Source organism: Stenotrophomonas nitritireducens (assembly GCF_001700965.1).
Taxonomy (GTDB): domain Bacteria; phylum Pseudomonadota; class Gammaproteobacteria; order Xanthomonadales; family Xanthomonadaceae; genus Stenotrophomonas; species Stenotrophomonas nitritireducens_A.
Map to the genome: position 1 here is coordinate 1,299,948 of NZ_CP016756.1, position 23,861 is coordinate 1,323,808.

Below are 23,861 nucleotides of genomic sequence, written 5' to 3' on the forward strand. Positions count from 1 at the left end.
TTCCGCAAAAGGCATCAACGCACAGAGCAAATATTCCATCTGGAATGGATATTACTCTAACGGCGTTAGCAGCGTGCCCGCACGCCGATGACATCAGGCTCTCTCTCGCCGACGTAACTACATAATCAGCTGCATAATTCGCGCCGTATGGCGCGATTTTTTTATCTAGCGTTCAGTTTTGCCGGCCTTGTAGATGGTCAGGCCAACCAGCCGCGAAACCACCAGCGCAACGTACATAACGCCTGCAAACTGCTCCAGCATCACCACTGCGCGGGCCTGTGGATGCACCGGCACGACGTCGCTAAGGCCTACCCCAGACAACAAGCTGAAGCTCAGATAAAGCAGCTCCACCCAGCTCCTGAAATCACCCTCGCTGGTGGCCACGAAACTGCCGGGATAGAAGTACTGGCAGACTGAATAAGCAAACGCGAACGCCCATGCCAGCAAGGTGAAGGTTGCGCCCGCCGCGAACAGCTCATCGCGGGTCACCTTGTGGTCCTGCAGCATGTAGGCGATCAGGCTGCACGAGCTATAGAAGTACAGCAGGCACTCGAACACCTGCGCGGTGGCGATCAGCGAATAGCGCTCCAGCAGTGCCCCGGCGATGGAGAACACCACCGCCGGCACCGCCAGCGTCAACGCCAGCCAGATGCCCAGCGGGCTGCGCCGTACCACCCATACCGCCAGGCCCAGCACCACCATGCCGAACACGCCGAACAGGGCGCGCCCGGCGGCGGTATGTTCCATCGCCGGGTACAACACCACCCCCAGCAACTGCACCGCCAGCAACCACGCCGACGGATGCCTGCGCGCCAATACGATCCATCTCAAGCGCGAATCCATACACGTCCTTCTCCGCCAGCGGCGAACGGTGCAGGTGGGCAATGGCTGGGCGCCACCGCCACCGGGTCTCAGCGCGCCGGGCTGGCCGACATGCCGGCACGGTACGGGTACGTGGCGAAGATCGCCGCCACCGCCGCATCAATCCGTTCGCCCCGCTGCTCAGGCTTCATCCGACTCACCGTGCCGACGGCGACGCCTTCCCAGACCAGCTGCTTCCGCCGTGCATCCACAACATCGACATTCAAGGTGCCCTCGGTGTACTGACGCACGTCGGTGCGATCACGCCAGTACGGCACAGCGACATAGCTGCGCGCGCGTTAGCTGTAGTAATAGTCATAGTCCACTTCCGGCATGGTGGTGACCTGGGTCTTGTCCTGCAGATAGGCATTGAGGTTCACCCACAGATCCGGGTTGGCCTCATCAAACACATAACCACGTGACTCCATCTGCGTACGCACCGCTGCACGGATGCGGTTGCTGGTGATGGTGGTATAGCCGTGCTGCTCAAGCGCAAGCGGGCTGAAGAACGCAAAGCTGCGGTAACGCGAGAAGTCGGCGCTGGGATCGGCCTGGCTGGCGACGCGCGGGGTGCTGGCACAGGCTGCCAGCAGGAGCAGCAAGGACACAACGAAAAGCCGGGAAACAATACGCACCTTCATGGCAGACCCCTGGTGTGGACGGCTGCACGCTAGCACGTCAACGGCCATGGCGGCGTCAAGCGGCGGTGGGGCCATCAGGCCGATGCCCCACCCGGGGTTGCCGCCTACTCGACCCGGTAGACCTCAGCGCCCTGCGCGCGGAACTGCGCCGACTTCTCTGCCATGCCTGCTGTCAATGCCTGCGCTTCTTCAACCCCCTGTTCGGCCGCGTACTCACGCACGTCCTGGGTGATCTTCATCGAGCAGAAATGCGGGCCGCACATCGAGCAGAAATGGGCCAGCTTGTGGGCATCCTTGGGCAGGGTTTCGTCGTGGTACTCCTTGGCCTTCTCCGGATCCAGGCCGAGATGGAACTGGTCCTCCCAGCGGAACTCGAAACGCGCCTTGCTCAGTGCATTGTCACGGACCTGCGCGCCCGGATGGCCCTTGGCCAGATCGGCGGCATGCGCGGCGATCTTGTAGGCCATGATGCCGTCGCGCACGTCCTGCCGGTTGGGCAGGCCCAGGTGTTCCTTCGGCGTCACATAACAGAGCATCGCCGTGCCATACCAGCCGATCATCGCCGCGCCGATCGCGCTGGTGATGTGGTCGTAACCGGGCGCGATGTCGGTGGTCAACGGCCCCAGGGTATAGAACGGGGCTTCACCGCATTCCTGCAGCTGCTTGTCCATGTTCTGCTTGATCAGCTGCATCGGCACGTGACCCGGGCCTTCAATGATGGTCTGCACATCGTGCTTCCAGGCAATTTTGGTCAGCTCGCCAAGCGCTTCCAGCTCACCGAACTGCGCCGCATCGTTGGCGTCGGCAATGCAGCCCGGGCGCAGCCCGTCACCGAGGCTGAAGGACACGTCGTAAGCCTTCATGATGTCGCAGATGTCCTCGAAGTGCGTATAGAGGAAGTTCTCCTTGTGGTGCGCCAGGCACCACTTGGCCATGATCGAGCCACCGCGCGAGACGATGCCGGTAACGCGCTTGGCGGTCAGCGGCACATGCCGCAGCAGCACGCCGGCATGGATGGTGAAGTAGTCCACGCCCTGCTCGGCCTGCTCGGTCAAGGTGTCGCGGAATATTTCCCAGTTCAGCTCCTCGGCGCGGCCATCCACTTTCTCCAGCGCCTGATAGATCGGCACGGTGCCGATCGGCACCGGCGAGTTGCGCACGATCCATTCGCGGGTTTCATGGATGTGCTTGCCGGTGGAAAGATCCATCACCGTGTCACCGCCCCAGCGGATCGCCCACACCAGTTTTTCCACTTCCTCGGCAATACCGGAAGACACCGCGCTGTTGCCGATATTGGCGTTGATCTTGGTGAGGAAGTTGCGGCCAATGATCATCGGCTCACTTTCCGGGTGGTTGATGTTGTTCGGCAGCACCGCGCGGCCGCGTGCGATCTCGTCGCGCACGAATTCGGGCGTGATGATCTGCTGGATGTTGGCGCCGAAACTCTGCCCGGGGTGCTGCGCCAGCAGGCCGGCGTCACGCACCGCATCCAGCCGCTGGTTCTCGCGGATGGCCACGTACTCCATCTCCGGCGTAACGATGCCACGGCGTGCGTAGTGCATCTGGGTGACATTGGCACCAGCCATGGCACGGCGCGGCAGCATGCGCCCCGGGAAGCGCACCGCATCGAGCCTGGCGTCATGTTGGCGGGCACGGCCGAAGTCGGAACTCAAACCCGCAAGCTGCTCGGTATCGCCACGTTCCTCGATCCAGCGCGCACGCACCGCTGCCAGCCCGGCGGCAAGATCGATATTGGCCTGCGGATCGGTATACGGGCCGGAGGTGTCATAGACGGTGACAGGCGGGTTCTCCTCGCCACCGAACAGGGTCGGCGTACGGGTCTGCGCGATTTCGCGCATCGGCACCTGCAGATCCGGCCGCGAACCGCTGACGAAGACCTTGCACGAGCCGGGAATCGGCCGGGTCACGGATTCGGAGAGTTGCTGGGCCTGCTGCTGCAGGCTGGGCTGTGCATTCATTGGCATTCGTCCTGGTCTACCCGCACGCGGGGTGCGAAGGCCATGCAAGGAATTTGCATGACGGAACGAAGCGAAGGCGTCCACCAGCCACGACCGCCCAAGCGGGCGCGTGATCGGTACACGAAGCTTCCCTACGCCGGTATCAACCGGATCAGGTTCGAAGGGTATGTCTCAACCGCGGCCCGTTGGCCTTGGTACCCCCGCTTCGGGCCGAATTAGACCACAAACCGGTGGCAGCGGCGCAACGCCTGCCGGATGCTGACAGGGTGCTGACATCGCATTCACTAGTATCGGCACACGCTGAAGCCATTGCTCAGTGCCGTGACGCCCTTGCCCTGCGCAGCCGCGGCTGCTGCGCCTGCGGTATCGCCGGCTGCGTGCCCCCATCACCCCTGACCGGAGAAGCCTCGATGGTGTTCCGTATTTCCATCGCCCTGGTTGCCGTGCTGGTGTTGATCGCCGGCGTCGCGCCGGGGCCGTTCAACGACGTGGTGCAGACGGTACTGGCCGAAGTGGTTCGTGGCGCTGGCTGGATGTATCTGCTGATCGTGTTCCTGACCCTCAGCTTCCTGCTGTATCTGGCCTTCGGCCGCTTCGGCAACCTGCGCATCGGGGGCGAAGATGCCGAGCCGGAGTTTTCCAATGCCAGCTGGCTGTCGATGCTGTTCTCGGCAGGCATGGGCATTGGACTGGTGTTCTGGGGTGCGGCCGAGCCGGTATCGCATTTCGTCACCCCGCCCGAAGGCCTGCCACCACAGAGCATGGACGCAGCGCGCGCGTCCATGCGCTATGCATTCTTTCACTGGGGCCTGCATCCCTGGGCGATCTATGCGCTGATCGGCCTGGCGATGGCCTGGTTCCAGTACAACCGCAATGGCCGCGGGCTGGTCAGCGACATGCTGCAGCCGATCATCGGCCGCCACCATCGCGGCTGGTTCGGCAAGCTGGTCAATATCGCCGCGGTGGTTGCCACCGCGATCGGCGTGGCTACCACGCTGGGCTTTGGCACCATCCAGATCGCCGCCGGCCTGCAGCGCGTGTTCGGGCTGCGCGCCGATGTGCCCCTGCAACTTACCGTCATCGCGGTGGCCTTCGTGCTATACATGCTGTCCACCAGCAGCGGCGTGGAGCGCGGCATCAAGTGGCTGTCCAACTTCAACCTGGCGCTGGCGGCCTTGCTGCTGGCGGCGGTGCTGGTGCTGGGCCCCACCGGTTTCATCTTCGACACCTTCACCACCACGCTGGGCTCCTACCTCAACCAGCTGGTGACCATGAGCCTGCGCATGTCGCCGTTCTCCGGCAGCACCTGGGTCGCCGACTGGACCATCTTCTACTGGGCCTGGTGGATCGCCTGGGCGCCGTTCGTCGGCGCGTTCATCGCCCGCGTATCGCGCGGCCGCAGCGTGCGCGAATTCGTGGTCGGCGTGGTGCTGGCGCCCACCCTGCTCGGCTTCCTGTGGTTCTCGGTGTTTGGCGGCACGGCATTGTGGTCGCAGCTGTTCGGCCATAGCGACCTGGTGCTTGCGCTGGGCAATGGCTATGAAACGGTCCTGTTCACCCTGTTTGACAGCCTGCCTGCCTCGCTGCTGCTGTCGGTGCTGGCGCTGATCCTGCTGATGATCTTCTTCGTCACTTCGGCCGATTCGGCGGTACTGGTGCTGGCCAGCATGTCCACCGATGAAGCCGGCGACCCACCGTTGTCACGCAAGCTGGTCTGGGGCGTGGCGATCGCCTTGATCGCTGCGGTGCTGTTGCTGGCCGGCGGCCTGGATGCGCTGCAGGGCATGATCACCATCGCCGCGCTGCCCTTCGCCCTGCTGATGGTGCTGGTGATGGTGTCGCTGTACCGCGTGCTGGACGCCGAATACAACCGTCAGCGCCGGCTGGCCCAGCGGGCACGGCACCTGCTGGAGTCGTGGATCGAGCAGGAGCAGGCGGCGCAGGAGGACGCACGTGCCGAGGCGGCACGTAATATTGGCGGCGATTGAAATGGAGACAGTCGGCGCCAACCCTGCCTCGCGCCGAAAGCGAAAGCGAGCAAGCGCAGCGCAGAGCTGACAGCGTCCCGCCTTGTTTTCTGCTCTGGCTTTTCTCCCCTCCCTTTCGCCGCAGGCGTAGGGGAGGGTCAGGGAGGAGGGCTTCTGCTTCTGCTTCTGCTTCTGCTTTCGCTCTTGCTTCTGCTTCCGACTTCCCAACCCAGAAACTCAGTAACCCGCCGCCTGTCCATCCTTGCGGCTTTCCGACGCGCCGTAGTAAACGCCGCTGTCCAGGTCACGCATGATGGCCTGGTAGCCGCCGTACGGCCCATCGGCGAATACCACGCGGTGACCCTTGCGCATCAGGCTGCGCACCGTTTCATAGGGGAACCCGGTTTCGAGATTGACTTCGCCACCGTCACTCATCGCGGTGGCCTGCCCGGTCGGCTCGGTCGAGCCTTCATGCTGGATGCGCGGCGCATCACCGGCCTCCTGTAGGTTCATGCCGAAATCGACCAGGTTCATCACGATCTGCGCATGCCCCTGCGGCTGCATCGCACCGCCCATCACGCCGAAGCTGGCGAACGGCTTGCCATCCTTGGTGATGAAAGCCGGAATGATGGTCTGGAACGGACGCTTGCCCGGCGCATAACCATTGGGATGGTCCTTCTGCAGGACGAACATCTCGCCGCGGTCCTGCAGGATGAAGCCCAGCCCCGGCGGCGCCATGCCGCTGCCCATGCCGCGGTAGTTGGACTGGATCAGCGAGACCATCATGCCGTCGGCATCGGCCACGGTCATGTAGATTGTGTCGCCTTCTTCCAGCTGTTTCGGCGTGCCCGGCTGGGCTTCCTTCAAGGCTTTGTCCATCGAGATCAAGGCGCGGCGTTGTGCGGCGTAGTCCTTGGAGATCAGCCGCTGCACCGGCGCCGGAGAGAACGCTGGATCGGCATAGAAACGGGCCCGATCGGCGAACGCGAGTTTCTTGGCTTCAACGAACAGATGGACGTGTTCGGCCGAGCCAAAGGGAATTTTCGAGAAATCGTAGCCTTCCAGCACGTTGAGGATCTGCAGTGCGGCGATGCCCTGGCTGTTGGGTGGCAGCTCCCAGACGTCGTAACCGCGATAGTTGCTGCTGACCGGTTCCACCCACTCGCCCTGGTGCGCGGCCATGTCCTCGTAACTCAGGTAGCCGCCATTGGCCTTGAAGTAATCGCCGATGCTGCGCGCGATGGCGCCCTTGTAGAACGCATCGCGGCCGCCATCGGCAATCTGCTGCAGCGTATTGGCCAGGTTGGGGTTGCGCCACATCTGGCCCTTGCGCGGCGCGTGCCCGTCGATGGTGAACTGCTCGGTGAAACCCGGGTACTGCGAAAGTTTGGGAACAGATCTGTCCCAATAGTAGGCAATCACTTCGGACACCGGGTGACCTTCGCGCGCATAGGCAATGGCGGGCGCCAGGTTGTCCGCCATGGGCTTGCGACCAAAGCGCTCATGCAGTGCAAACCAGCCATCCACCGCTCCGGGCACCGATACCGGCAACGGCCCGGTCGCGGGTATTTCCTTCAGGCCGCGGCGCTGGAACTCGGCAAGGCTCAGCGAGCGTGGTGAACGCCCCGAGCCGTTGTAACCATGCAGCTTGCGCGTGGCCGGGTCCCAGACGATGGCGAACAGATCACCACCAATGCCGTTGCCGGTGGGCTCCATCAATCCCAGCGCGGCATTGGCGGCGATGGCCGCATCCACCGCCGAGCCGCCGCGTTTCATCACATCCAGGGCGATCTGTGTGGCCAGCGGCTGCGAGGTGGCCGCCATTGCATGCGGCGCGATGACTTCAGAACGGGTGGCGAATTCGTGACCGGTGATGCGATCGCCGGCAAACGCTGCCGCCGGCACGGTCGAGAGAGCGAGCAACAACGCAGTACGCAGCATGGGCGTGGCCAACAAGGGGATGCCGCGACGATAGCCCAGCCGCTGCTCTTACGCACGTCTTACGCGCGACGCGTATCCAGTCTGTTGAAACCCTCCAGCCGGCGCTGCGGAACCGCGCCGGGCGCAAGGTTCCTGATGAGAAACCTTTCAATGCAGAAGCCAACCAAGTACCGCCGGGGCAGCTACACGTGGGTCGAAATGGGCGTTGTGCTGTTGGTCATCGCTGTGGCCATCGGCGCGGCGCTGGTCGGCCGCGATATGCGGCGCAACGCCGAGTACACGCGAATCAAACAGGAATTCGTCGACCAATGGGTCATTGCCTACAACAGCTACCACAGCAGTTCCGGTGCACCTGTGGGTGATAACCCGGCCGCTCCACGGCTGATGGTAGCCGGTGCCGACTTCGCGCACGGCAATGTCTTGTTTTCTGAGAGTGATTTGTCAGGGCAGGCCAGCCCGGGTGCGATCTGCAATGTTTCCGCGCCCAGGCACGCCTCGCCGCCAATTACCGTAGCCGTCAGCAAGGGCGGCAGGCTGCGCGACATCCTGCGCGGCGCGGGTATACGCCTGCCGCCAGGCCGCGGTGAAGGTTTTGAAGACCGCTACGTGTATCTGGACAGCAATGGCACCTCGCAGGAAATCCAGGTCTGCTTCCAGTGGAACCCCGCGGGCACCGCGTCCGGTGCCGGCAACGTGATGATCCTCTCCGGTCTCAGCCCGGAACTGGCACGCTCGCTGGACCAGATGATCGATGGCAAGCCGGACCCGCAATCCGGTGCATTCCGCCAGGCCGGCATGGTTGCCAAGAAGGCCACCGACAGTGACATCGATTGGAATGGCAACAACACCCGCGCTACCGGCAGCAGACAGGGCAGGACGCCGATCGAAGCGGGCGAGAATGCCGATAGCGAGAAGATGTCGACCCTGACGGCCTACTACAAGATGAACCCATAAGGCCGACAGGCGCAGGCCCAAGCCTGCCCCGCCATTTGCAGTTACGCAGCGGGACCAGCCCTGCGGCATCCCTCCATGTTGTTGCCGCTGAACAAGCTCCCGGCCAGACGGTCATCTCACCGTCCAACCGCCAGGCAACTGTGCCGGGCATGCCGAAGTACAGCAGCGTAGTCCACGATCCGCCGCCCAGGCCTCGCCGTGACCCGACGCTCAGCCGGTGCTGCGCAGGCCGCTTTCCCAATTCAGCGCAGGGCCACCGATCTGCTCCAGCAGCTGGCGCGTCTCCTTGCCCGGGTCCAGGCTCAGCTCGCGCCGCAGCAGCGTCTCCAGGCGCTGGTAGACCTTCACCGCCGCCGTGCGCATACCGCTGCCGGCATGGGCACGCATCACCCGCCGCGCATGGGCTTCATTCCACGGATCACGCTGGCTCAGTGCGTGGGCCAGCTGCACCGCCGGCTCCCAGCGTGCGGCGTCCAGCATCTCGTCGCAGCAGCGCTCGGCCGCACCCATCATCTGGGCCTCCAGCGCCTGCCGGGTGGCTTCCAGCCAGGATTGGAAGTTGGAATCGGCGATGTCCTCCATGCCGCTCATGAAGACCGGCTGCCCGGCCAACAGAGGCAGCGACTGGCACGGTGCCAGCCGCAGCAGATCGATATCGAACATGGGCTCGGCGCCGCGCATCAGGCCTACCGTCGAGCGCTCGATGCGCAGCACACCGGCGCCCAGTACCGTGCAGCAGAACCGATTGAGGTTGCTCAGTACCTGGCGCAGGTTGGTCAGGGCGCTGGTCTCCGCCAGCGTGGGCCAAAACAGCGCCGCCAGCGCGCCCCGCGAGTGCATGCGGTTGGACTCCATCGCCAGGTAGCCCAGCAGTGCCCAGCCCTTGCGATAGATCAGCGGCGCCGGCAATGCCTCGAGGTGCCCCATCAGCGGCACCAGGCCGGTAATCGCTGCGCCAGTATGTCCGTCACAGCGGCGGGTGCCCGTACATGCGGCGTCCTGCTCGATCAATTGCGTCATGGTTCTCCCCCGGTTGGCCCCGCAAAAGGGGCTCTTACTTGCTAAACCGGCAAAAGCGACGCAATCCAATCACTGCCGCTGGATAACCGTCAGCCGTCGCGCACATGCAAGCACCATTGGCCCGAATCCGCGCAATCCGCGCGCTGCGGGCAGCTGCCAGTGGAGGTTTCAGCCGCAACCATGCCGCTACGGCGGGGCTTGCGCGGCGGTTCAGGGCAATCACACCTGCAAGCGTTGACAGCGCGTGGCGGCGGTGGTTATCTCGACTGATGCTGCAACGCCACAACACCACCGCCAACTTGTCTTCGACCCCGGCTCGCGCCGCGGCGTCGCTGCTTGTACTCGTACTTATTACCGAACCTACAGGGGCGGGGCGAGCTGGCGCGTAGCAGAAAATGCCAGATTCGAACAAAGACCCCGCACCGGCCCCGGCGCGGGGTTTTTCGTTTCCAGCTTCTATTTCATCTGAAACCATGTATTCGACCCCAGACACCTTGAACAAACACACCGCCAACGCTGCCACCTGCAGCGCTGCGACCTGCATGGTGTCCGTCCTGCCCGCCCCGGCCGCTGCGTCCTGACGCAACGGCCGTTTCTTTTTCTGCATGTCTCTCTTCATCGCAAGGAAACCAAGCACCATGAGCACCAACGAACTGCCCCAGATCAAAATCGCCGTCGTCGGTTACGGCAGCCAGGGCCGCGCCCATGCCATGAACCTGCGTGAATCCGGCTTCGACGTGATCGTCGGCCTGCGCGCTGGTGGCCCCACCGAAGTCAAGGCACAGGCCGATGGCTTCACCGTCAAGACGCCGGCCGAAGCGGTCAAGGACGCCGATCTGGTCGCCGTGCTGACCCCGGACATGGTGCAGAAGAAGCTCTACAACGAGGTGCTGGCACCGAACATGAAGCAGGGCGCCTGCCTGTTGTTCGCGCACGGCCTGAACGTGCATTTCGGCATGATCGAGCCGCGTGCCGACCTGGACGTGGTGCTGGTCGCGCCGAAGGGCCCGGGTGCGCTGGTCCGTCGCGAATATGAAATCGGCCGCGGCGTGCCGTGCATCTACGCGGTCTACCAGGACAAGAGCGGCAAGGCCGAGCAGTACGCGCTGGCCTACGCTGCCGGCCTGGGCGGCGCCCGCGCCAACATCATCAAGACCACCTTCAAGGAAGAGACCGAAACCGATCTGTTCGGCGAGCAGGCCGTGCTGTGCGGCGGCGCTTCCTCGCTGGTCCAGGCCGGTTTTGAAACGCTGGTGGAAGCCGGCTACCAGCCGGAAATCGCCTACTACGAAGTGCTGCACGAACTGAAGCTGATCGTCGACCTGTTCTACGAAGGCGGCATCACCCGCATGCTGGAATTCATCTCCGAGACCGCGCAGTACGGCGATTTCGTCAGCGGCCCGCGCGTCATCGACGCCTCGGTGAAGGCACGCATGAAGGACGTCCTAACCGACATCCAGAACGGCACCTTCACCAAGAACTGGGAAGCCGAGTACGACGCCGGCCTGCCGAACTACAAGAAGTTCCAGCAGGCCGACATGGAACATCCGATCGAAAAGGTTGGCAAGGAACTGCGCGCCAAGATGGTCTGGCTGCAAGGTCAGACCGCGTAATCCACGCGGCGGTCCCCCACCCGCAACAGGCAAAGGTCGCTCCATGAACACATCCACCCCCGGTGCGCCGCGCAATGGCGCACGCTGGCTGACGCAGGCCCTGGAAGCCGAAGGCGTGCAAACGCTGTTCGGTTACCCGGGCGGCACCATCATGCCGTTCTATGACGCATTGGTGGACTCCAGCCTCAAGCACATCCTGGTACGTCACGAGCAAGGCGCGGCGCTGGCCGCCAACGGGTACGCCCGCGCCAGCGGCAAGGTAGGCGTATGCGTGGCCACGTCCGGTCCCGGCGCGTCCAACCTGGTCACCGGCATCGCCGATGCCATGCTCGATTCGGTACCGATGGTGTGCCTGACCGGCCAGGTCGGTACCCCGTTGCTGGGTACCGATGCCTTCCAGGAACTGGATGTGTTCGGCATGACCTTGCCGATCGTCAAGCACAGCTGGCTGGTGCGCAGCGTCGATGACCTGCCCCACGTGGTTGCCGAAGCCTTCCGTGTCGCCCGTGAAGGGCGGCCCGGTCCGGTGCTGATCGACCTGCCCAAGGATGTGCAGCTGGCCAATGCCGCACATCTGCCCGATCACGTGCCGGCCTCGGTTGATCCGATTCCGGCACCGGCGGCCGAGGCCTTGGCGCAGGCGTTGACTGCCATCGCCCAGGCCGAGAAGCCGGTGATCTACGGCGGCGGCGGCATCGCTCTGGGCGATGCGGTGGGCGAGTTCCGCCAGTTCGTCGAAGCCACCGGCATCCCCACCGTGCTGACCCTGCGCGGCCTGGGTGCGCTGCCCGCCAACCATCCGCAGTACCTGGGCATGCTGGGCATGCATGGCACGCGCGCCGCCAACATGGCGGTGCAGGAGTCGGATCTGCTGATCGTGGTCGGCGCCCGCTTTGATGACCGTGCCACCGGCAAGCTGACCGAGTTCGCCCCGTTTGCCCGCGTCATCCACCTGGATGCGGACATCTATGAAATCTCCAAACTGCGCGGTGCCGACATCTCGTTGCCGGGCAATGTGCGCGACGGCCTGCAAGCGCTGACTGGCGAGCGTGCCAACTGCAACGCCTGGCGCGCCCGCTGCGCCGCCAACCGCGAAAAATTCACCGCTCGCTACGATGCGCCCGGCGAGCAGATCTACGCCCCGCGCCTGCTGAAGCGGCTGAGCGAAGTGGCACCGCCCGACACAGTGATCGCCTGCGATGTCGGCCAGCACCAGATGTGGGTGGCGCAGCACTGCCGCTTCAACCATCCCCGCAACCACCTGACGTCCGGTGCGCTGGGCACGATGGGCTTCGGCTTGCCGGCGGCGATGGGCGCGCAGTTCGCCTGCCCTGACCGCACCGTGGTGCTGGTCTCCGGCGATGGCAGTTTCATGATGAACGTGCAGGAGCTGGCGACCATCGCCCGCTGCAAGCTGCCGATCAAGATCGTGCTGCTGGACAACTCCTCGCTGGGCATGGTGCGCCAGTGGCAGGAGCTGTTCCACGCCGAGCGCTACAGCGAGATCGACCTGTCCGACAACCCGGACTTCGTCGCCCTGGCCCAGGTCTTCGGCATCAAGGCCAAGCGCATCGTCGACCGCGCCGAGGTCGAGGACGGCCTGGCCGAACTGTTCGACGCGCCCGGCCCGATGCTGCTGCACGTGGCCATCGACGCACGCGCCAACGTCTGGCCGCTGGTGCCACCCAACAACGCCAACAGCACCATGCTGGACAGCAACCCGGCCCATGCCAAGGCAACGCAGGAGAGTTCCAATGCAATACCGGCTTGACCTGGTGCTGAAGCCTGCCGAAGGCGCGCTGGTGCGCGTGCTCGGCATGGTCGAACGGCGCGGCTTCGCCGCCAACAACATCGCCGGCGCACGCCGGGCCGACGATGCCGGCCGCTGGCACGTGCAGATCGACATCGACGGTACCCGTCCGCCGGAAACGCTGTGCCACCAGCTGCAGAAAGTGTACGACTGCGAATCCGTGCGGCTGGTACCGGTGGCAGGTGCCAGCGTATGAGCAGCGATGTAAGTGGCGTACCGGTAGCACGCCGCCGCAAGCAACGGAGGGGTCTTCTTCAACGCGGGCAACCGACAGGTCGCTCGCCGGTTTGCGGTGACGGCCACGTACATGCCTGATCGTGGCCGCCCCGTCGCAGTTGCAACACCCGCTGACGTCCTGAACGTCAGTGTTGCCGACGTATTGGCCGCGCAGGCCCGCCTGCGCCGTTTCCTGCCACCTACCCCGCTGCATTATGCCGAGCGTTTCGGCACCTGGCTCAAACTTGAGAACCTGCAGCGCACCGGTTCCTACAAGGTGCGTGGTGCCTTGAACGCGCTGCTGGCCGCGCTGGAACGTGGCGACGAGCGTCCGGTGATCTGCGCCTCGGCCGGCAACCATGCACAGGGCGTGGCCTGGGCGTCGCACCGGCTGGGCGTGCAGGCCATCACGGTGATGCCGCACGGCGCACCGGCCACCAAGATTGCCGGCGTCCAGCATTGGGGCGCCACCGTGCGCCAGCATGGCAACAGCTATGACGAAGCCTTTGCCTTCGCCCGTGAGCTGGCCGAACAGAACGGCTACCGCTTCCTGTCCGCCTTCGACGACCCCGATGTGATCGCCGGCCAGGGCACGCTGGGCATCGAGCTGGCACCGCATGCACCGGACGTGGTGATCGTGCCAATCGGCGGCGGCGGCCTGGCATCAGGCGTGGCGCTGGCGTTGAAATCGCAGGGCGTGCGCATCATCGGCGCACAGGTCGAGGGCGTGGATTCCATGGCCCGCGCGATCAAGGGTGACGTGCGCGAGATCGACCCGGTGCCGACCCTGGCCGATGGCGTCAAGGTCAAAATCCCCGGCTTCATCACCCGTCGCCTGTGCGCCAGCCTGCTCGACGATGTGGTCATCGTGCGTGAGGCCGAGCTGCGCGAAACCCTGGTGCGGCTGGCACTGGAAGAACACGTCATCGCCGAAGGCGCCGGCGCGCTGGCGCTGGCCGCCGGCCGCCGCGTTTCCGGCAAGCGCAAGTGTGCAGTGGTGTCCGGTGGCAACATCGATGCCACGGTATTGTCGACGTTGTTGTCTGAAGTCCGCCCCAGCCCACCACGCAAACCTAGACGGCGTAACGCCGAACGACTTAGAAGCCGTGTCGTCGCATCGACACAGCGCAGCATCAAATCCGAATCCCCCATTATTTCCGTTACCGCCGCAGTCGAGGAGACCCTCTGGTGAACACTCCAGCCATCAATACCCCGCGAATTACCATCTTCGACACGACCCTGCGTGACGGTGAACAATCACCCGGCTGCAGCATGACGCCACCGCAGAAGCTGGTGATGGCAAGGGCGCTGGCGGAACTGGGCGTGGACGTGATCGAAACCGGCTTCCCCGCAAGTTCACAGTCCGACCGTGAAGCGATGGCGCTGATCGGCCGCGAGGTACGCCAGCCGGTCCTGGCAGTGCTGTCGCGCTGCCTGGCCGGCGATATTGAAACCTCCATCAAGGCGCTGGAAGCGGCTGCACGCCCGCGCCTGCATCTGTTCCTGTCGACCAGCCCGCTGCACCGCGAGCACAAGCTGCGCATCAGCAAGGAGCAGGTACTGGAATCGGTGCACAAGCATGTGAGCATGGCGCGCGGCTATCTGGATGACATCGAGTTCTCTGCCGAAGACGCCACCCGCACCGAGCTGGACTTCCTGACCGAAGTCACCCAGGTGGCCATCGCCGCCGGTGCGCGCACCATCAACTTGCCCGACACCGTCGGCTTCACCACGCCGGAAGAAATCCGCGCGATGTTCCAGCACGTGATCGGCAATGCCGCCGGTGCCGACAAGGTGATCTTCAGCACGCATTGCCATAACGACCTGGGCCTGGCCGTGGCCAACTCGCTGGCCGCCATCGAAGGCGGTGCACGCCAGGTGGAGGGCTCGATCAATGGCATCGGCGAACGCGCCGGCAACTGCGCGCTGGAAGAAATCGCAATGGTGCTGAAGGTGCGCAATGCCTTCTACAACTTCGACACTGGCTTCGATACGCAGCGCATAGTGCCCACCTCGCAGCTGTTGCAGCGCCTGGTCGGCATGCCGGTGCAGCGCAACAAGGCCATCGTTGGTGCCAATGCCTTCGCGCATGAATCGGGCATCCACCAGCACGGCATGCTGCGCAACCGCAACACCTACGAAATCATGCGACCGGAAGACGTGGGCTGGGAATCCTCGCAGATGGTGCTGGGCCGCCACAGCGGCCGCGCCGCGGTCGAGGCACGCCTGCGTGCGCTGGGCTTCTGGCTGGAAGAGGAAGAACTGAAGCTGGTCTTCGAGCAGTTCAAGGCGCTGTGCGAGCAGCAGCGCGTGGTCACCGACGCCGACCTGCAGACCCTGATGCAGGGCACCTCCAGCAGCGACGGCTACCGCCTGGCCTCGATGACCATCAGCGATGTCGGCAGCCGCGCCAATGCACTGGTTGAATTGTCCGACCCGGAAGGCAACCGCGTGGCCGAAACCGCCCAAGGTGATGGTCCGGTCGATGCATTGTTCTCGGCGCTGTCGGCGGCCACCGGCATCCAGTTGAGCCTGGACAGCTACCACGTGCACAGCGTCGGCATCGGTGCCGATGCACGTGGCGAGGCCAACCTGAGCGTACGTCACGAAGGTGAGATCCTCGAAGGTACCGGCACCAGCCGCGACATCATCGAGGCCAGCGCGCTGGCCTGGCTGGATGTCACCAACCGCCTGCTGCGCCAGCGTGAAGGCAGCAAGACCGAAGAAGCCGTCAGCGCCTGAGCGCGACGGCAGAACAATAGGCAACGGAACGTACTGATGAGCTCCGCACCCAAAACCCTGTATGACAAGCTGTGGGACGCCCACGTTGTCGTCCCCGAGTCCGACAACGCGCCGGCCGTGCTGTATGTCGACCTGCATCTGATCCATGAAGTCACCTCGCCGCAGGCCTTCACCGAACTGCGTGCGCGTGGCCTGAAGCCGCGCCGCACCGACCGCACCAAGGCGACGATGGATCACTCCACGCCAACTTTGCCGGCCGGCCCGGATGGCAAGCTGCCCTATGCCAGCAAGGCCTCCGAAGCGCAGGTCGAAACCCTGGCCAGGAACTGCGCCGAATACGGCATCGAGCTGTTCGACATGACCTCGGCCAGCCGCGGCATCGTCCACGTCATCGCCCCGGAGCAGGGGTTCACCCAGCCGGGCATGACCATCGTCTGCGGTGACAGCCACACCTCCACCCACGGTGCCTTCGGCTCGCTGGCCTTCGGCATCGGCACCAGCGAAGTCGGCCACGTGCTGGCCACGCAGTGCCTGCTGCAGCGCAAGGCCAAAACCATGGCGATCACTGTGGACGGCAAGCTGGCCCCGGGTGTCGGCGCCAAGGACGTGGTGCTGCACATCATCGGCGTGATCGGCGTCAACGGCGGCACCGGCCACGTGCTGGAATTCCGTGGCTCGGCGATCCGCGCGATGGACATGGAACAGCGCATGACCCTGTGCAACATGTCGATCGAAGCCGGCGCCCGCGCCGGCATGGTCGCACCCGACCAGATCACCTTCGACTGGGTCGCCAAGACCCCGCGCGGCCCCAAGGGCGCCGACTTCGACAAGGCGGTGGCGTACTGGTCCTCGTTGGCCAGTGACGACGGCGCACGCTTCGATGTCGAAGTGACTATCGATGCCGCCGACATCCGCCCGACCCTGACCTGGGGCACGCACCCGGGCACCGCGATTGCGGTTGACGCGCCGATCCCGGCCGCCGACGATGCCGCCGCACAGAAAGGCCTGGACTACATGAAGTTCGAAGCCGGCCACGCCTTGATCGGTACGCCGGTGGACGTGGTGTTTGTCGGCTCCTGCACCAATGGCCGCCTGAGCGACATGCGCGAAGTGGCGCAGGTGCTGCGCGGTCGCCGCGTTGCCGATGGCGTGCGCATGCTGGTGGTGCCGGGTTCGGAGATCGTCAAGCGCGATGCCGAAGCCGAAGGCATCCACGACATCGTGCGTGCCGCCGGTGCCGAATGGCGCGAACCGGGCTGCTCGATGTGCATCGCCATGAATGGTGACCTGGTCGCCCCTGGCCAGCTGGCGGTGAGCACCAGTAACCGCAATTTCGAAGGTCGCCAGGGCCCTGGCTCGCGCACCTTGCTGGCCTCGCCGATGAGCGCGGCCTGGGCCGCGGTCAATGGTCATGTTGCCGATACCCGTGAGCTGTTTGCCAAGGAGGTGGCGTGATGGTCGCCGCTTTTGCCCTTCTCCCTCTGGGAGAAGCTGCCCCGCAGGGGCGGATGAGGGCGAGATCCCCTCATTCCGGCAAACACGCCGAGCAAGCCCACCCTCATCCGGCGCTGCGCGCCACCTTCTCCCGCAGGGAGAAGGGCTACGTACTGGAGCTGTACTGATGGCCGCCCTGACCCGCATCGTGTCGCGCAGCGTGGTGCTGCGCCAGACCAATATCGACACCGACCAGATCATCCCGGCGCGTTTCCTGTCCACCACCGAGCGTGCCGGTCTGGGCAAGAACGCATTCAATGACTGGCGTTGGCAGGCCGATGGCACACCGAACGCCGAGTTCGCCTTCAACCAGCCACACAACCAGGGCCGCGCCATCCTGCTGGCCGGGCGCAACTTCGGTTGCGGTTCCTCGCGCGAGCATGCGCCATGGGCCTTGACCGATCTGGGCCTGCAGGCGATTGTCAGCAGCGAGATCGCCGACATCTTCCGTGGCAATTCGCTGAAGAACGGCCTGCTGCCGATCGTGCTGGACGAAGCCGACGTGCAGGAACTGATGCAGAACCCGGACGATGAACTGACCGTGGATGTGGCCAGCCGCGAGCTGCGCACCTCCAGCGGCAAGGTCTATCACTTCCCGCTGGATGGTTTCTCGCAGACCTGCCTGTTGGAAGGCGTGGACCAGCTGGGTTGGTTGCTGGGGCGTGCGGATGAGATCGAGCGCTATGAGGCTGCTCGCGCGTAAGCCTCTCCTTCTCCCTCCGGGAGACAGTCCGGCAGGATTGCCGGACTGCACGGCGTAGCCGCCCGTAGGGTGAGGCACATGGATGTGCCGAATGCAGGTGCCCCGCAGGGGCGGATGAGGGTAAGCGCGAAGCCTCATGCAGCCAAGCACCGCGCGATGCTCCCTACCCTCTCCCCAACCCCTCTCCCGGAGGGAGAGGGGCTTCAGACAAAAACAGTACAAAGCAACCGGAAACCTTACATGCAAGCCAACATCGTCGTACTGCCGGGTGACGGCATCGGTCCTGAAATTACTGCCGTCGCCGTTGACGTGCTCAAGGCCATCGCCGCCCGCTTCGGTCACAGCTTCAACTTCAACGAATACGACATCGGCGGCATTGCCATCGACAAGCACGGCGAACCGCTGCCGGCTGCCACGCTGGATGCCTGCAGCAAGGCCGATGCAGTCCTGCTTGGCGCCGTCGGTGGCCCCAAGTGGTCCGACCCGAATGCCAAGGTGCGCCCGGAGCAAGGCCTGCTGGCCATCCGCAAGGCGCTGGGCCTGTTCGCCAACCTGCGCCCGGTGCGCACCCATCCGGCTGCACTCAATGCCTCGCCGATCAAGCCGGAACTGCTCAAGGACGTGGACTTCGTCGTGGTGCGCGAGCTGACCGGCGGCATCTACTTCGGTGACAAGACCCGCGACGCCGACAGCGCCAGCGACCTGTGCCGCTACACCACGGTGGAGATCGAACGCGTGCTGCGCAGCGCCTTCCGCCTGGCCCAGGCCCGTCGCGGCAAGCTGACTTCGGTGGACAAGGCCAATGTGCTGGAGACCTCCCGCCTGTGGCGTGACATCGCCACCCGCGTCGGCCGCGAAGAATTCCCGGACGTCGAGCTGGAACACCAGCTGGTCGATTCCATGGCCATGCACCTGATCGCCAAGCCGCGCGTCTACGATGTGATCGTCACCGAGAACATGTTCGGCGACATCCTCACCGACGAAGCCTCGATGCTGGCCGGCTCGCTGGGCCTGCTGCCGTCGGCCTCGCTGGGCGAACAGGGCAAGGTCGGCATCTACGAACCCATCCACGGTTCGGCGCCGGACATCGCCGGCAAGGGCATCGCCAATCCCTACGCCACCATCTTGAGCGCGGCCATGTTGCTGCGCCATTCGCTGGGGCTGGAGGACGAGGCGGCTGCCATCGAGCAGGCAGTGAGCGCCGCACTTGATGCGGGTCAGTTCACCGCCGACCTGGCCGCGCAAGGCCAGGCACTCAACACCCAGCAAGCCGGCCAGGCGGTGCTTGCGCAGCTGCACTGACGTAAACGACGCGGCCCTTGGCCGCGTCTTTTTTTTGCGGGCCATTTTTTTCGGGCTGTTCCCGCAGGTGGATACCACGCCGTTTCTTCTTTGGACCTGTCGCTTCAGGCCCCGCACCAACAAAGGAATGACCTTGAACTACCGTACCCCCGACGACTTCCTGGCCCATGTGGCCAAGCGCGACCCCAACCAATCCGAGTTCCTGCAGGCAGTAAAGGAAGTGGCCCACAGTCTGTGGCCGTTCCTGCAGCAGAACCCGAAATACACGCAGTACGGGTTGCTGGAACGTCTGGTCGAGCCGGAGCGGGTCATCCAGTTCCGCGTCGCCTGGGCCGATGACAAGGGCCAGACCCACGTCAATCGCGCCTGGCGCGTGCAGCACAGCTCGGCCATTGGTCCGTTCAAGGGTGGCATGCGTTTCCACCCGTCGGTGAACCTATCCATCCTCAAGTTCCTGGCCTTCGAGCAGACCTTCAAGAACGCGCTGACCACGCTGCCGATGGGCGGTGGCAAGGGCGGTTCGGACTTCGACCCCAAGGGCAAGAGCGATGGCGAGGTGATGCGCTTCTGCCAGGCGCTGATGCTGGAGCTGTACCGCCACCTCGGCCCGGATACCGATGTGCCGGCCGGTGACATCGGCGTCGGCGCGCGCGAGGTCGGCTTCATGGCCGGCATGATGAAAAAGCTAAGCAACGATGCGGCCTGCGTGTTCACCGGCAAGGGCCTGGCTTACGGCGGCAGCCTGATGCGCCCGGAAGCCACCGGCTTCGGCACGGTCTACTTCGTCGAGCAGATGCTGCACCATGCCAAGCGCCAGACCCACGGTGCCAAGGTGCTGATTTCGGGCTCCGGCAATGTGGCCCAGTACGCGGCGATCAAGGCCAGTGATCTCGGTGCCAAGGTGCTGACCTTCTCCGACTCCGGCGGCACCCTGTATGCGCGCGACGGCTTCGACGAAACCGCCATGCAGGAGGTGATGGCATTGAAGAACGAACGCCGCGGCAGACTGTCCGAACTGGCCGACGATGCCCGTTTCGAGTTCCTTGCCGATCGCCGCCCCTGGCATATCCCGGCCGATATCGCCCTGCCCTGCGCCACCCAGAACGAACTGGACGAAGCCGACGCACGCACCCTGGTGCACAACGGCGTGCTATGCGTCGCCGAGGGCGCCAACATGCCGTCCACGCTGGAAGCGGTGGACGTATTCCTGCAGGCCGGCACGCTGTACGCGCCGGGCAAGGCCAGCAATGCCGGTGGCGTGGCCACCTCGGGCCTGGAAATGAGCCAGAACGCGCTGCGCCTGTCCTGGCGCCACGCCGATGTGGACGAGCGCCTGCACGTGATCATGAAGGAGATCCACGCCAACTGCGTGCACCACGGCGTGCGTGCAGATGGCAGCGTCAACTATGTTGATGGCGCCAATATTGCCGGCTTCGTCAAGGTGGCCGATGCGATGCTGGCGCAGGGCCTGTACTGAGTCCAGCCTCGCCTGCACTTGCTGCTGCAGCGGTGCCTAACGGCGCCGCTGCGCCGGCATCACGCCAGCACCCGATTGCGGCCTTCGTGCTTGGCCCGATAAAGCTGCCGGTCCGCCGCTGCCAGCAGCGTGCGGCCAGTCATCTGGCCCGGCCCCAGCGCGGCAACGCCGATGCTCACGGTCACGCTGACCTCTGCATCCACTTCTTCAAAGCGCAGCCGTGCCAGTCGCGTGCGCAGTTCCTGCAAGGCCTCCACTGCGGCTTCCAGTGACAGGCCCGGCATCACCACCAGAAATTCCTCGCCACCGTGGCGCGCAACAAACTGTTGCTTGCCCAGCCGCAGCTGCAACAGGCTGGCGATATCGCGCAGCACCTGATCACCGGCCTCATGCCCGTAGCGGTCGTTGATCTGCTTGAAGTGATCCACATCCACCAGCGCCACGTTCAATGGCGTGCCGTCGGCAAGGGCCTGCACCAGTGCCTTCTGCAGGTAGGCATCGCCCGCACGCCGATTGGGCAGGCCGGTCAGCGCATCGTGCATGGCCTGGTGTTCCAGCCGCTGCAACAGGCTGGCACGCTCGAAATCGGCCTGTTCCAGCGCGCGGTTCTTTTCGCTCAGTTCCTGCGTGCGCGCGGCGATTTCATTGTTCAGCCGCTTCTGCCGCAACCGGTAGCTGGTAGCACGCCAGCCCAGCAACAACAGCAGCATCGCAAACAGCACCAGCCCGCTCAACCAATGCACCCACGGCCGCTGCCACAGCGGTGCGGCGATATCCAGGTTGAGCTCCGCCTCGCCACCGCGCCGGGTGTTTTCCCAGTCCAGCGGCAATGACATCGCCTGCACCCGCAGCCGGTATTTGCCGGGCGGCAGATTGGTATAGATCGCTTCGATGCGGCTGCCCGCCTCCACCCAGTCGTTGTCAAAACCTTCCAGCCGATAGCGGTAACGCATCTTGTCCGGAGCACGGAAGCCCAGCCCGGCGTAGGCCACGGCAATGCGCTCCACCCCGGCCGGCAACGCATAGCCGCTGCGCAGCGGCTGCGGGTCACCGTCAACCACCACGCTGTCAATGACAACCGGAAACTTGCGCAAGCGGGTAGGCCCGTCCACACGCTGCGGGTCGATCACCGCCAGGCCGCCAGCGGTGGGAAACAGCAGCTCGCCTTGGTCAGTGAGCCAACCTGCCGGCGAGGACGCGCCGTTGCCCTGGCTGCTGGGCATGCCGTCGGTATGGTCCAGCACCTGCACCGCAAGATGCGTACGCGCGCCGGCGGCGACCGCGATCAGGTCATGCCGGTCCAGCCGGAACACGCCCTGGTTGCTGGGCAGCCACAGGTGGCCGGCACCGTCGTCGATCACCCGGAAAATCTTGTCGCGCGGCAGGCCGTTGCGGTGGTCGAACACGGTGATATCCAGCCCGCGCTTGCGCAGCAGACCGTGGTCGGTGGCCATCCACAGATCGCCGTTGTGGTCGCCCAGGAAATCGAAGACATAACGTGCCGGGAAATCCAGGTCGGCCGACCATCCGTGCAGCTTGCCATCCGGCTCCAGGCTGGCCATGCCGCCATTGGTGCCGATCCACAACACGCCCGACAGGTCGCGGTACAAGGCATGCACGGCCGGCCCGGGCAGGCCCTGGTCCAGGCCGTAATGACGCAGCTTGCCCTGCTGGTAATGGAACAGGCCCTCGGAACTGCCTATCCACAGGCTGCCGTCACTTTCACTGAGCAGGCTGCGGATCAGCGGCTGCACTGTGCCGGGCAGGCGGATCTGCTGCACGACCCGCCCGGCTGCATCCAGCCGGAACACCCCCTGGTTGTAGGTGCCCGCCCATAACGTGGCGCCGCGCGTGGCCAAGGCCAGCACCGAGGCGTCTCGACGGTTGCCGGGCAACAGCCGCACGCGGCTGATCGCATCGCCGCGCATCCGGTCCAGCCCTTCGGAGTGGCCTATCCACACATCACCATCGGCCGACTGGATCAGCGCACGCACATAGTCCGAGCCCAGGCCATCGTCGCTGGTCAACCCGCGCGCGGCGCCTTCATCGACGCGGAACAAGCCATCGGTGCTGCCTGCCCAGACCAGGCCTTCGCGATCGATCATCAAGGCGGGGCTGACTTGGCCCGGAATGGCAATCCGCTCGATGTTGCCAGCGTTCCAGCGCACCAGCCGCCCGGCCGACAGGCTCAGCCACAGCGCGCCGCTGCCGTCCACGCGCACCGCATCCACCCGCTCACCCGGCAGCAGATGCTGGCGCTGGCCGTTGCCACGCAACCAGTGAACACCGTCGTCGGCGGCCACCAGCCAACCGCCGCTGCCATCTTCGCGCAGGTCGCGCACCACCCAGCCGGCGGTGTCCTGCCAGCCACTGAGCCGGCCCTGCTGCAACTGGTATACGCCCTTCTCGGTGGCTACCAGCACGGTGTCGTCGGCACCGCGGCGCAACGCGGTGACCGCCGCGTCAGCCAGGCCAAGCGCCCTGCCGGCATCCAGCAATTGCCCGGAGGGCAGCAATCTGAACAGTTTTTCCTGCGTGCCGATCCACAACGCGCCGTTGCCATCACGCAGCAATGCACTGACCGACAGATGGCGGGCATCGGCACCGCCCAATGCCTCCCAACGGCCGCCGTGATAGCGATACACACCGTCGGAAATCGTGCCGAACAGTACCGCCCCATCCGCTTCCGGCAGGATGCTCACTACACCGGACAACTCCACTCCGGGCGTGTTCTGGTGGTCGAACACGGTGAAGCTGCGCCCATTGAAGCGCACCACGCCTTCCCAGGTACCCAGCCAGATGAAGCCGTCACTGCCCTGCGCCACCGATTGCACCAGGTTGTGCGGCAGGCCCTGCTCCATGCCCCAACCGGCCACGGTATGCCGTGCGGCCAGCGCCATCGGCACACTGCTGCTTACCAACAGCACGCACGCCAGCGCTGCCCACACCATGCCGGCCAGCCGCTTGCGGCCAGCAGTTGCTGCAGTCATCCCCTCGAGAATCGGCTGGCGTCTGGACAACCCTGCCTCCGCAGGTCGCGCCGGCTCCCCCGCCGGCGCGCCAATTTACCACCTCGATCGTGAAGTACTTCGCCGTTTCTTACGCCGATCCGGTCTCCCGGACCGGCGTCGCGGTGACCAT

Annotated in this window: 17 protein-coding genes, 1 pseudogene and 1 riboswitch; of the genes and pseudogenes, 11 read left to right on the forward strand and 7 right to left on the reverse strand. The window is 64.9% G+C overall.

Annotation, left to right across the window (positions count from 1 at the left end; translation table 11 throughout):
* Window positions 1-165: 165 nt before the first annotated feature.
* The 3 genes and pseudogenes from BCV67_RS05540 to thiC all read right to left on the reverse strand — a co-directional run bounded on the left by BCV67_RS05540 (window position 166) and on the right by thiC (window position 3,481).
* Window positions 166-843: an ion channel gene (locus tag BCV67_RS05540; protein ID WP_062166823.1), complete on the reverse strand. Its 678-nt coding sequence runs from the start codon at window positions 841-843 to the stop codon at window positions 166-168.
* Window positions 844-911: 68 nt separating this feature from the next.
* Window positions 912-1,577, reverse strand: a pseudogene (locus BCV67_RS20625) (DUF4136 domain-containing protein).
* A gap of 29 nt (window positions 1,578-1,606) precedes the next feature.
* Window positions 1,607-3,481, reverse strand: coding sequence for a phosphomethylpyrimidine synthase ThiC (thiC, locus tag BCV67_RS05550; RefSeq protein ID WP_062166824.1), 1,875 nt, complete (start codon window positions 3,479-3,481; stop codon window positions 1,607-1,609).
* 110 nt (window positions 3,482-3,591) lie between these two features.
* Window positions 3,592-3,693, reverse strand: a riboswitch (TPP riboswitch).
* 198 nt (window positions 3,694-3,891) lie between these two features.
* Here thiC and BCV67_RS05555 point away from each other — a divergent pair.
* A complete protein-coding gene (locus tag BCV67_RS05555; RefSeq protein WP_062166825.1) occupies window positions 3,892-5,469 on the forward strand; it encodes a BCCT family transporter in 1,578 nt (525 codons plus the stop codon).
* Between the two features lie 216 nt (window positions 5,470-5,685).
* Here the strand turns inward: BCV67_RS05555 and ggt are convergent, their stop codons facing one another.
* Window positions 5,686-7,389 (reverse strand): gamma-glutamyltransferase, encoded by a 1,704-nt coding sequence (gene ggt / locus BCV67_RS05560; protein WP_156455763.1) that lies wholly within the window; start codon window positions 7,387-7,389, stop codon window positions 5,686-5,688.
* Window positions 7,390-7,539: 150 nt separating this feature from the next.
* Here ggt and BCV67_RS05565 point away from each other — a divergent pair, with 150 nt between their 5' ends.
* Window positions 7,540-8,343 carry a type II secretion system protein gene (locus BCV67_RS05565; RefSeq protein ID WP_062166826.1) on the forward strand — a complete coding sequence of 268 codons (804 nt, stop codon included), beginning with the start codon at window positions 7,540-7,542 and terminating at the stop codon, window positions 8,341-8,343.
* 210 nt (window positions 8,344-8,553) lie between these two features.
* Here the strand turns inward: BCV67_RS05565 and BCV67_RS05570 are convergent, their stop codons facing one another.
* Together BCV67_RS05570 and BCV67_RS05575 are read right to left on the reverse strand one after the other, a co-directional pair.
* The gene (locus BCV67_RS05570; protein ID WP_062166827.1) at window positions 8,554-9,363 is read right to left on the reverse strand and encodes an AfsR/SARP family transcriptional regulator; all 810 of its coding nucleotides are present in this window, start codon (window positions 9,361-9,363) and stop codon (window positions 8,554-8,556) included.
* Between the two features lie 34 nt (window positions 9,364-9,397).
* A complete protein-coding gene (locus BCV67_RS05575; protein ID WP_156775311.1) occupies window positions 9,398-9,970 on the reverse strand; it encodes a hypothetical protein in 573 nt (190 codons plus the stop codon).
* Between the two features lie 31 nt (window positions 9,971-10,001).
* On the opposite strand from BCV67_RS05575, the gene ilvC reads away from it, so the two are divergent.
* The 9 genes from ilvC to gdhA all read left to right on the forward strand — a co-directional run bounded on the left by ilvC (window position 10,002) and on the right by gdhA (window position 20,720).
* Window positions 10,002-10,976 carry a ketol-acid reductoisomerase gene (ilvC, locus tag BCV67_RS05580; RefSeq protein WP_062166829.1) on the forward strand — a complete coding sequence of 325 codons (975 nt, stop codon included), beginning with the start codon at window positions 10,002-10,004 and terminating at the stop codon, window positions 10,974-10,976.
* A gap of 43 nt (window positions 10,977-11,019) precedes the next feature.
* Window positions 11,020-12,747, forward strand: a complete 1,728-nt coding sequence (ilvG, locus tag BCV67_RS05585) for an acetolactate synthase 2 catalytic subunit (RefSeq protein WP_062166830.1) — start codon at window positions 11,020-11,022, stop codon at window positions 12,745-12,747.
* On the forward strand, window positions 12,731-12,982 hold the full coding sequence (locus BCV67_RS05590) for an ACT domain-containing protein (protein WP_062166831.1): 252 nt from the start codon (window positions 12,731-12,733) through the stop codon (window positions 12,980-12,982). The genes ilvG and BCV67_RS05590 overlap by 17 nt, the downstream gene beginning before the upstream one ends.
* Window positions 12,983-13,093: 111 nt before the next feature.
* Window positions 13,094-14,194: a threonine dehydratase gene (locus BCV67_RS05595; RefSeq protein WP_062166832.1), complete on the forward strand. Its 1,101-nt coding sequence runs from the start codon at window positions 13,094-13,096 to the stop codon at window positions 14,192-14,194.
* Window positions 14,191-15,744 (forward strand): 2-isopropylmalate synthase, encoded by a 1,554-nt coding sequence (locus BCV67_RS05600; protein ID WP_062166833.1) that lies wholly within the window; start codon window positions 14,191-14,193, stop codon window positions 15,742-15,744. The genes BCV67_RS05595 and BCV67_RS05600 overlap by 4 nt, the downstream gene beginning before the upstream one ends.
* A 36-nt stretch (window positions 15,745-15,780) precedes the next feature.
* Window positions 15,781-17,199, forward strand: coding sequence for a 3-isopropylmalate dehydratase large subunit (gene leuC, locus BCV67_RS05605; RefSeq protein WP_062166834.1), 1,419 nt, complete (start codon window positions 15,781-15,783; stop codon window positions 17,197-17,199).
* A gap of 166 nt (window positions 17,200-17,365) precedes the next feature.
* The gene (leuD, locus tag BCV67_RS05610; protein ID WP_062166835.1) at window positions 17,366-17,941 is read left to right on the forward strand and encodes a 3-isopropylmalate dehydratase small subunit; all 576 of its coding nucleotides are present in this window, start codon (window positions 17,366-17,368) and stop codon (window positions 17,939-17,941) included.
* 240 nt (window positions 17,942-18,181) lie between these two features.
* Window positions 18,182-19,243 carry a 3-isopropylmalate dehydrogenase gene (leuB, locus tag BCV67_RS05615; protein WP_062166836.1) on the forward strand — a complete coding sequence of 354 codons (1,062 nt, stop codon included), beginning with the start codon at window positions 18,182-18,184 and terminating at the stop codon, window positions 19,241-19,243.
* A gap of 127 nt (window positions 19,244-19,370) precedes the next feature.
* Window positions 19,371-20,720, forward strand: a complete 1,350-nt coding sequence (gdhA, locus tag BCV67_RS05620) for an NADP-specific glutamate dehydrogenase (protein WP_062166837.1) — start codon at window positions 19,371-19,373, stop codon at window positions 20,718-20,720.
* 59 nt (window positions 20,721-20,779) lie between these two features.
* Here the strand turns inward: gdhA and BCV67_RS05625 are convergent, their stop codons facing one another.
* A complete protein-coding gene (locus BCV67_RS05625) occupies window positions 20,780-23,710 on the reverse strand; it encodes a ligand-binding sensor domain-containing protein (RefSeq protein ID WP_062166838.1) in 2,931 nt (976 codons plus the stop codon).
* Between the last annotated feature and the right edge of the window lie 151 nt (window positions 23,711-23,861).

What these genes read in the sequence shown, in the direction of transcription:
- BCV67_RS05565 (WP_062166826.1), top strand. Translation starts at nt 7,540, where the DNA reads ATGCAGAAGCCAACCAAGTACCGCCGGGGCAGCTACACGTGGGTCGAA.
- gdhA (WP_062166837.1), top strand. Translation starts at nt 19,371, where the DNA reads ATGACCTTGAACTACCGTACCCCCGACGACTTCCTGGCCCATGTGGCC.
- BCV67_RS05555 (WP_062166825.1), top strand. Translation starts at nt 3,892, where the DNA reads ATGGTGTTCCGTATTTCCATCGCCCTGGTTGCCGTGCTGGTGTTGATC.
- ilvG (WP_062166830.1), top strand. Translation starts at nt 11,020, where the DNA reads ATGAACACATCCACCCCCGGTGCGCCGCGCAATGGCGCACGCTGGCTG.
- ilvC (WP_062166829.1), top strand. Translation starts at nt 10,002, where the DNA reads ATGAGCACCAACGAACTGCCCCAGATCAAAATCGCCGTCGTCGGTTAC.
- leuB (WP_062166836.1), top strand. Translation starts at nt 18,182, where the DNA reads ATGCAAGCCAACATCGTCGTACTGCCGGGTGACGGCATCGGTCCTGAA.
- BCV67_RS05595 (WP_062166832.1), top strand. Translation starts at nt 13,094, where the DNA reads ATGCCTGATCGTGGCCGCCCCGTCGCAGTTGCAACACCCGCTGACGTC.
- BCV67_RS05540 (WP_062166823.1), bottom strand. Translation starts at nt 843, where the DNA reads ATGGATTCGCGCTTGAGATGGATCGTATTGGCGCGCAGGCATCCGTCG.
- BCV67_RS05575 (WP_156775311.1), bottom strand. Translation starts at nt 9,970, where the DNA reads ATGCAGAAAAAGAAACGGCCGTTGCGTCAGGACGCAGCGGCCGGGGCG.
- BCV67_RS05570 (WP_062166827.1), bottom strand. Translation starts at nt 9,363, where the DNA reads ATGACGCAATTGATCGAGCAGGACGCCGCATGTACGGGCACCCGCCGC.
- BCV67_RS05590 (WP_062166831.1), top strand. Translation starts at nt 12,731, where the DNA reads ATGCAATACCGGCTTGACCTGGTGCTGAAGCCTGCCGAAGGCGCGCTG.
- ggt (WP_156455763.1), bottom strand. Translation starts at nt 7,389, where the DNA reads ATGCTGCGTACTGCGTTGTTGCTCGCTCTCTCGACCGTGCCGGCGGCA.
- BCV67_RS05625 (WP_062166838.1), bottom strand. Translation starts at nt 23,710, where the DNA reads ATGACTGCAGCAACTGCTGGCCGCAAGCGGCTGGCCGGCATGGTGTGG.
- leuC (WP_062166834.1), top strand. Translation starts at nt 15,781, where the DNA reads ATGAGCTCCGCACCCAAAACCCTGTATGACAAGCTGTGGGACGCCCAC.
- leuD (WP_062166835.1), top strand. Translation starts at nt 17,366, where the DNA reads ATGGCCGCCCTGACCCGCATCGTGTCGCGCAGCGTGGTGCTGCGCCAG.
- thiC (WP_062166824.1), bottom strand. Translation starts at nt 3,481, where the DNA reads ATGAATGCACAGCCCAGCCTGCAGCAGCAGGCCCAGCAACTCTCCGAA.